This is a genomic window from uncultured Psychrobacillus sp., assembly GCF_938022135.1.
In the GTDB taxonomy this organism is placed as follows: Bacteria; Bacillota; Bacilli; order Bacillales_A; family Planococcaceae; genus Psychrobacillus.
This window is the reverse complement of sequence record NZ_CALIED010000088.1, coordinates 1-8,595: the sequence shown is the minus strand read 5'-3', so window position 1 is coordinate 8,595 and position 8,595 is coordinate 1. Positions and strand designations below refer to the sequence as shown.

At 38.9% G+C, this 8,595-nt stretch carries 9 protein-coding genes and 1 riboswitch; of the genes, 4 read left to right on the top strand and 5 right to left on the bottom strand.

Annotated features, from left to right (window positions below; translation table 11 throughout):
* Nucleotides 1–224 precede the first annotated feature (224 nt).
* From Q0371_RS18475 to Q0371_RS18460, 4 genes are all read left to right on the top strand, one after another.
* On the top strand, nt 225–803 hold the full coding sequence (locus tag Q0371_RS18475; RefSeq protein WP_169361048.1) for a redoxin domain-containing protein: 579 nt from the start codon (nt 225–227) through the stop codon (nt 801–803).
* A 72-nt stretch (nt 804–875) separates the two neighbouring features.
* Nucleotides 876–2,297 carry a S41 family peptidase gene (locus tag Q0371_RS18470; RefSeq protein WP_298473986.1) on the top strand — a complete coding sequence of 474 codons (1,422 nt, stop codon included), beginning with the start codon at nt 876–878 and terminating at the stop codon, nt 2,295–2,297.
* 82 nt (nt 2,298–2,379) lie between these two features.
* Nucleotides 2,380–3,549: a PDZ domain-containing protein gene (locus Q0371_RS18465; RefSeq protein WP_298473983.1), complete on the top strand. Its 1,170-nt coding sequence runs from the start codon at nt 2,380–2,382 to the stop codon at nt 3,547–3,549.
* Between the two features lie 8 nt (nt 3,550–3,557).
* A complete protein-coding gene (locus Q0371_RS18460) occupies nt 3,558–3,809 on the top strand; it encodes a CsbA family protein (protein WP_169361045.1) in 252 nt (83 codons plus the stop codon).
* Nucleotides 3,810–3,930: 121 nt separating this feature from the next.
* On the opposite strand, the gene Q0371_RS18455 is transcribed toward Q0371_RS18460, so the two are convergent.
* Genes Q0371_RS18455 through Q0371_RS18435 form a run of 5 tightly spaced genes read right to left on the bottom strand, consistent with a single transcriptional unit; the run spans nt 3,931 to nt 7,850 of the window.
* Nucleotides 3,931–4,059 (bottom strand): hypothetical protein, encoded by a 129-nt coding sequence (locus Q0371_RS18455; RefSeq protein WP_298473978.1) that lies wholly within the window; start codon nt 4,057–4,059, stop codon nt 3,931–3,933.
* Nucleotides 4,060–4,076: 17 nt separating this feature from the next.
* A complete protein-coding gene (locus Q0371_RS18450) occupies nt 4,077–5,279 on the bottom strand; it encodes a M20 family metallopeptidase (protein WP_298473976.1) in 1,203 nt (400 codons plus the stop codon).
* An 18-nt stretch (nt 5,280–5,297) separates the two neighbouring features.
* Nucleotides 5,298–6,161, bottom strand: a complete 864-nt coding sequence (locus tag Q0371_RS18445) for a MetQ/NlpA family ABC transporter substrate-binding protein (protein ID WP_169361042.1) — start codon at nt 6,159–6,161, stop codon at nt 5,298–5,300.
* Between the two features lie 11 nt (nt 6,162–6,172).
* Complete coding sequence (locus Q0371_RS18440; RefSeq protein ID WP_169361041.1) at nt 6,173–6,835, bottom strand: methionine ABC transporter permease; 663 nt, start codon at nt 6,833–6,835, stop codon at nt 6,173–6,175.
* Nucleotides 6,825–7,850: an ATP-binding cassette domain-containing protein gene (locus tag Q0371_RS18435; RefSeq protein ID WP_169361040.1), complete on the bottom strand. Its 1,026-nt coding sequence runs from the start codon at nt 7,848–7,850 to the stop codon at nt 6,825–6,827. Before Q0371_RS18435 ends, Q0371_RS18440 begins: the two co-directional genes overlap by 11 nt.
* A 148-nt stretch (nt 7,851–7,998) precedes the next feature.
* A riboswitch (SAM riboswitch) is annotated at nt 7,999–8,107 on the bottom strand.
* Nucleotides 8,108–8,595: the final 488 nt, after the last annotated feature.

Below are 8,595 nucleotides of genomic sequence, written 5' to 3'. Positions count from 1 at the left end.
TAGCAAAAGGGTTGGAAATCGTTTCGATTTCCAACCCTTTTGTCTACACTCTGAGGCATTCAATTATTATATAATTGGATGCCTTTTTTTTTAGAATAAGAGATTTGATGGAAGTCTTTTTTTGTACACAAATTGTATAAAACTTAAGCTAGTGAATAGTATCTACTTAGATTTATGCATATAATTAAAATAATAATATTTTATAAGTAAAGTGGAGGTTAAGTGTGAAAAAAATAATTGGATTACTAATTATAGGTTCCTTAATAGCTATTGCTACTATATCATTTGTAAAAAATAATATTGATGAAAAGGAAGATCCTTTTGAAGGGGAGCAAATGGGCACGGATATGGCTGAAAACCCAGTAAACCAAGGGACTGGTAAAGGTGATGCAGCCCCAGATTTTACTTTGACAACACTAGACGGAAAAGAGGTCTCGTTGTCAGACTATAAAGGAAAAAAAGTAGTATTAAATTTTTGGACATCATGGTGTCCTCCTTGTAAAGCAGAGATGCCACATATGCAAAACTACTATGAAGATATGTCTGAAGAAGCTAATGTGGAAATTTTAGCAGTTAACCTTACGAACAAGGATAATGGAGTAGATGAGGTGTCTTCGTTTGTAGAAGACTACGGTCTAACCTTTCCAATACCTATGGATGAGGAAGGGCAAATAGGAAACGCCTATAAGGTGATCCCTATTCCAACTACTTATATGATTGATACGAATGGAATCATTCAAAATATGATAGTTGGTCCAATGAATGAGGAAATGCTGATAGATTATGTCGATAAACTAAAATAAGAATCTGATTTTTGGGCAAGTATTAAACTTCGTTTTCCTCACATATATTAGTGGAAAACTAGGAGGTTGAACTTGCGCAAAAATCGGATTATTTTATTTGGATTCATTTTAGTCATTGTGTTGGTATTAGGGTATTTATGGATGTCTGGAAAATCGTCAGAGCCAGAGAAAAGTAACGTTAGTAGTAGTCAAGTGATTGATGAAGCGTATCAGTTAATAAAAAAAGAGGCAGTTTTCTCAAAGAATGAAAAGCTATTAGTAGAGGGTGCAATTAGAGGCATGGCTGAAGCTTTAGAAGATCCACATTCTTCGTATTTAACGAAAGAGGAAGCGGAGACGCAAGAATCTTCTTTAGCTGAGGAACGGGTTGGTATTGGTGTAGAAATTATGAATTCTGGCGGTAAGTTTATTGTAGTGGCTCCCATTAAAGACTCTCCAGCTTACAAAGCAGGTTTGAAGCCTCAGGATGAGATCGTGCGGGTGAACAGTGAACGAGTAGATGGTAAAACTATGGCTGAATTAGTTCGATTATTAAGTGGTGACAAAGGTAGTAGTCTTAAAATGACGATATATCGTCCAAGCGAAAATCGTCATGTAGAGTTACATATGAAACGAGAGACAATCGCGTTGCATACTGTTTCCAGTGAAGTACTAGAGGTTGACGGAAAATCTATCGGTATTGTTACTATCACAATTTTCGGAGAGAAAACGGCAGAAGAGTGGGAAAAACAAACAAAAGCGTTAGTCGAGCGTGGAATAAACGGACTAGTTGTGGATGTCCGAGGCAATCCAGGAGGTTATTTATTTAGCGTTTCTTCTATTATAGGAACCCTTCTACAAAATGGAAGTACATTTGCGTACATGCAAGATGCTAAAGGTGTTTTAGAACCATTGAATACGGTCAATAAGGATAACCCTTACCTGAACAAGCTACCAGTTGTTTTATTGCAAAATGGAGGTAGTGCATCTGCAAGTGAAGTTTTGGCTGGGGCGTTAAAAGATAATAATCGTGCCATGATCGTAGGTGAAACAAGCTTTGGTAAAGGTACTGTTCAAGAAACACATCCTTTGTCTAATGGCGGAAAGTTAAAAATTTCTACCCATAAGTGGTTAACTCCAAAGCAACAATGGATTCATCATAAGGGGATAGAGGCAGATTTGAAGGTAGAGCAGGATGAGTTATTCAACACAGATATTAAATATTATCATGGTGAGTTCCACCAAGGAGATTATGGAGATGAAATTAAGTATGTACAACAAATTCTTAGTGGATTAGGCTACAATATATCACGCAAGGATGGTTATTTTGATGAAGCTACTGTTGAAGCCATCGATAAATATAGAGAGCAAAATAAACTAGAAATTAATTCGAAGCTAGATGAGACATTCTTTCAGGACTTAACGAACACAATTAATGAGTATAAGGCACGAAAAGAGAATGATCAGCAGCTTCAAATGGGTGTAAGTTATATAATTCACACCTTAAATAAGTAACTTGAGACAATAAACCTATACGGAAGTTCTCCTCGTTTGTTACAATAATAGGAAGACTATGTTGTAAGCGAGGAGGATTCGTATGGTACAAGAAATATTAATAGAATTGGCAAAAGGGATTGGACGTTTCTTCCTTCATCCAGCTGTTTATATAACACTTCTTTTTTCTGTATTAATCGGATACTTTCGGGTGAAGAGAGAGAGAAAACAATTTCGAGCGAGAATACTTTGGGGTTGGACAGAGGCCAAGCATTTTTTGCTAGATGGTTATGTATGGGCAATTATTATATCTGTAATTAGTGTAGCGATTGGATTGGTTATACCGTCCACTTGGTTAATGGTTTATAGTGTATGGATGATTTTATTTGTTCTACTCTTCATGTATCAGGTCGGCTCTGCAATTTATGCAATTGCCATAGCGGCAGCTACTTTTTATATCATGTTTTTCTATGATTGGTCTTATGAAATATTTTCATGGGAAATTGTTGGACAAGATATAGATGGACAAGTCATTGTTCCAATTGCTATTTTAGCAGGTTTATTGCTGATAGCAGAGGGTTTTATTATCCAAAAGCATGGAGCGACAAACGCTTCGCCTAGATTGGTTAAAACGGCAAGAGGCAGCGAGGCAATGGAATATGTAACTAAACGACTTTGGTTGTTACCGATTCTATTAGTCATACCTGGAGATGTTATACATACATATCTACCGTTCTGGCCACAGTTTACTTTAGGAGAATCTACGTTTTCTTTAGTATTGTTTCCTTTTGTAATAGGCTTTCAACAAAAAAGCAGACATTCACTGGCAGAGAATTTTTTCCCTATGTACGGAAAAAAGGTTTGGCAATTAGGGATAATCGTGACAGTTGTAGCAGCGGTAGGCTATATAGAACCACTTATCAGTCTAATAGCTTTGGCATTGGGAGTAATAGGAAGACTAGTAATATCCTTTGTTGAGTATAGAAGAGAGCGTAATGGCTCCTTTGCTGTATCTCCGCAATCGAATGGGGTAATGATTGCTGGTGTGCTTTCCGACTCTCCAGCAGAAAAGATGGGCTTAAAAATTGGAGAATGTATCGTTAAGGTAAACGGACAAAAAGTAACAGATGAGCAAGAACTGTATGAAGCCGTTCAAATCAATGCAGCCCATTGTAGATTAGAAGTATTGGATCATAATGGAGAGCTTCGATTGAGACAGCATGTTTTGTTTAGACATGACCATTACAGACTAGGATTAATCTTAGTAAGGTAGGAGAAACAATGGAAACTTTATCTATACCAACACAAGTTATACTTGCGATTGTTGCACCTGCTTTGTTAGTTGTGCTATTTACTCGAATAACCTTTAATCGATATGTCGCCTTGCTACTAACAGTTGCTCTGTTCGCAGCCTCTGTGTATGCAGGCTATACTCATCGTTGGTGGATTTATATATTAGATGCTGCATCTCTGACATTTGGATTTTGGTATGCCAGCTATATGAAAGCGCGCGACAAAAAATCCGCCCCATAGAGGGCGGATTTTTTTTAATCCATCGAATTGATGGAAAGTAATAGTGAAGTAGACTTCCTCAAACAAGGGGGGCAAGAGGAAGTCAATTGGTAAAGTGAGATACTTGGATAGGTGCAACACTTTAAGCCGTAAGCGCAACACTTCCGTCCATTCCCGCAACACTTTGCCCATGTGCAGTACTTCCAGTTGCTACTGCAACACTTTTATCCAAATGGACAAAGCTACAACCTACCCATAGGCTTTCATTCATCGAATCAGGTATTCAGCTCAATCTTGCTTCTTGACTAGCGCTTCTTCATATTCCTTTCGTACGTTGTGAAGCAGTTCAGCATCAGTTAGGATGCGGTAGCCGGTATTGGCTAGAGCTTTAGCTCCCTTAATTAGTGCCTCGTCGCCAAGCTGGGATTTGGCAGCTTCACGGAACTCGATGGTGTGACCGACCAAATCATCTGGGCCAATTTTAATATGTGGATGGGCAGTAGGGACAGCATAGCTGATGTTGCCAGCGTCTGTTGATCCTTTGCCTTTTCGTTTTTCTGTATGGACAAACTCTCCGACTGCTTCAAGTTCTTCATGAAGAATTTCATCTAATTTAGAATTTAATACAAAGTCCTGAACCTCGTTTTGGAATCGCTCAATTCGTACGGAGGCTCCTGTTGCAAGTGCTGCGCCATTTGCAATAGCACGGACTTTTTCTGCTACTTCCTCTGTTTTCTTCCAGCTCTCTGCTCGGATATAGAAGCGAGCAGAAGCGTAGTCAGGAATAATGTTTGGAGCATCTCCACCGTGGGTGATGATCCCGTGGATACGTACAGTGCTTGGAAGCTGCTGACGAAGGGCATTAATGCCATTGAATAAAAGAATGACAGCGTCTAAAGCGTTTATACCTTTCTCAGGAGATCCAGATGCATGTGCTGCTTTCCCATGAAAATGAAAATCTAATGGATCCACGGCCAATGTTTCACCAGTTAAAGAAGTCTTGCCGGAAGGGTGAATCATTAGTGCAACATCCACATCCTTAAGGAAACCGTGCTTGACGAAGCTTCCTTTAGCACTACCATTAGGGCCACCTTCCTCAGCGGGCGTCCCAAGAACGACTACATTTCCTCCTGTAAGAGGAAGGGCCTCTGCTAAGGCAATTCCAGCAGCAACGCTCGTTGTTCCGATAATATTATGTCCGCATGCGTGACCTAGTCCAGGAAGGGCATCATACTCTGCAAGGTAAGCTACGGTTGGCCCTTCTTTTCCTCCCTTTTTAATAGCGTAGAAGGATGTTTCATGGCCTGCAACGGAAGTAGTTACCTCGAAACCGGCGTCACGTAGTAGCTTTACATGTTTTGCACTAGCGAAGAACTCCTGGTTGCCGATTTCAGGGTTATTATGGATTTCCTGACTGACCTGCACGTATAATTCTTTGTTTTCCTCAATTGACTTTAGCAATAATTCCTTTGGTTCTTTTACAATACTCATCTGTATTCCTCCTATTTTTTATTTGATTAGATCTTCAAATGTTTGATCTAGTTGTTCCTGCGTTAAAATAACTAAAGCGGATCCGCCTTTTGTATCCTCGGTGATAACTTTCTGGATATCTTCTTCTTGATATAATTCGACAATACGTGTGTATGTTTCGTTATTTTTATCTTCTCCACGGGCTACTATTGTATTGACATAAGGATAGATGGATTCATCCTTTCCTTCTTCTTTATATATAGGGTCCTCACCAGGTGAGAAGCCAGCCTGACCGGCAACACCGTTATTAATGATAGAAGCAGTAACGTCCGGCAGCACTCGTGGTGTTTGCTGGGCAACCATAGGAATAATATCTAAGTTCAATGGGTTTTCTACAATGCCGCTTGGATCTCCAAAAAGCCCGAAGCTGTCTGAAAGGGTGATTAAATCAGCAGATTCTAACAAACGAAGTGCACGAGCCTGGTTAGATGGGTCATCTGGAATAGCAATTTTATCGCCTTTTTTGATTTCACTGATGTCTTTAATTTTTTCTGAATAAACGCCAAGAGGAGCAAACATGGTTGAACCAATTGGAACAAGGTCATTTCCGCTTTCTTTTACATATTGAGAAAGGAAGGAAATATGCTGGAAGGCATTTAAATCGATATCTCCCTGCGCTAAGGCATTATTGGGTAAAGTGTAGTCTGCAAACTCGATTAACTCAATTTCAATTCCTTCTTTAGCTGCTTTCTCTTTTAAAACCGGCCATTGGGCACCATCAGAGCCATTCACACCAATTTTCACCTTAACTGTATCCTTGTCTGAAGCAGCTGAAGAGTCGTTACAAGCTGCTAAGACTATTGCTGCCAAAAGAGCAATGACTAATAAACTAATTTTTTTCATATCTATTCTCCTTATCGTCTGATGAATTTTTTAGATAATGCATTTCCTAACCACTGGGCAAGCTGAACTAAAACGATGAGTATTATAACGGTTACGAGCATGACACTTCCGTCGAAACGCTGATATCCATAGGTCATTGCTATATGACCGAGTCCGCCTCCACCGACTGTTCCTGCCACAGCAGAAAAGTCTATTAAGCTAACAGTTATAAAGGTTAAACCGAGAATAAGAGGTCCAAGAGCTTCAGGTATTAAAACGGTAAATATAATTCGTAATGGACTTGCACCCATCGCTTGTGCTGCTTCAATCACCCCAGGATCTATGCTTACTAAGTTATTTTCCACAACACGAGCTATAGAAAAGCTGGCGACAATCGTCATTGGGAAAATCGCGGCCGCAGTACCAATCGTTGAACCCATCACTAATCTTGTGAGCTGAGAGATGGCTACTAAAAAGATGATAAAGGGGATTGGTCGAATAATATTGATTAATATGTTCAACACTTGAAAAACAATTTTATTTTCTAAAATGTTTCTTTCTCGTGTTACGAATAATAGAAGGCCAATTGTTATTCCTAAAATAGAACCAAATACTAAAGTGGCAATAACCATAATAATGGTTTCCCCAGTAGCTTCTACAATCCTCGGCCAGAAAGTACTCCAATCAACCTTCATGCTTTGCCACCTCCTGAATGTCAACGATTGTCTCTAGCTCATTAATGGCACTTTGAATTGCCACGGTGTCGCCTTCAAAAGACACGATTAAATCTCCAAAAAGCCTTTCCTGTAACTCTCGTATAGAACCATAAACAATATTGAAATGAATCCGATGCTTCTGAGTTACTTGAGATAAAATGGCTTTATTTGTTACGTCGCCCTTGAAGATTACTCGATAAAAGCCGTTGCCTCCTCGAGAACGCCAATCCTCTAAAATTTGAGGAGAAGGTAAATCCTGTTGCACAGATCGTATAAAGCGCTGAGAGGTAAGATGCTGTGGGTCAGTAAATACATCGAATACGTCTCCTGATTCAATAACCTCTCCATTTTCCATGACAGCTACTCGATCGCAAATGGACTGAATGACGTGCATTTCATGTGTGATTAACAAAATGGTAATTCCAAATTCCTTATTCACCTTTTTAAGTAAGCGAAGGATTTCTGCAGTAGTTTCTGGATCCAATGCAGAAGTTGCTTCGTCACAAATGAGAATATCAGGTGAGGTAGCAAGTGCCCGAGCAATACCAACACGTTGTTTTTGACCACCAGACAACTGGCTTGGATAATCTTTCTCTTTATCAGAGAGCCCGACAAAGCTAAGAAGTTCGTTCACCCTTTTTGTAATTTCATTTTTACTCAAGCCTGCTAGCTTTAGAGGGTAAGCAATATTTCCGCCAACTGTGCGAGAGTGGAACAAGTTAAAGTTTTGAAAAATCATTCCAATATTTCTTCGTCTTGCTCGTAACTGTTTGGAAGTCAATGATTTGACATCGATATTCTGAATAAATACAGAGCCTGCAGAAGGACGTTCCAGCATATTAACTAGTCGGAGCAGCGTACTCTTTCCCGCACCACTAAATCCTATGATGCCAAATATCTCACCTTCTTTTATTTTTAGAGAAACATCTTTTACTGCATGCACCTCCCGCTTGCCAAGACGAAAGGTCTTGGAAACATTTTTAAACTCGATCATTCAAATTACCTCCTCATACATCATTGGTTCGTTACAGACAAAGGATAGTCATCTACCTTTCTATCACGAGAAAAAGAGAGCTTCCTTGTTCTTATCTAAAAACGATAAGAAAAAGAAAGCTCTCCAAAATTTACGAAAAAGCCAACTTTTCTCATCTTTCAAGCATTGCGCTTGCAGGAGTTGGCACAGTATTCAAAGATTTGAACCTGTTGCCGAAACGTCATAGGGCCTGATCCCTCGGTTTCTCTAGATAAGAAAGTGATGTGCTATTTAATTGTTGTAAGAATTGTTTTAAACTTTAAACAATAAAAACATAACCGTCAAGCGGTTTTTAAAAATAGGGTAATTTGAACTACTTAATTGATTAATTAAATATAAATTTTTGAAGGGCTCGAAAAAATAATAAATAATATAGTTTTATACGCTAGGAGGAAGCATTCATGGTAAGCGATAAGCTTTCCGATCCCACTGCCACTCTATCAATAATTCATAAAAGCGTTTTTAATAAAAGCTTTGTTAAAGTTATTGGTTTACTTTGACTGACAATTCTTTTTATAGTGATTGTAAATATTATAAAAGTGACCTTCAAATGACTATTAAATAAATTATGAAATTGGGGTTGGTAGAGTTTTTCGGCTTTGTTTATGCGAGTAAATTTATAATCAATTTATCCATGCGTTAAAGCTGTTCCCATTTATTGATTGGAGCGCCAGACGGCGACTCCAGCGGGATGAGTGAGACAGAT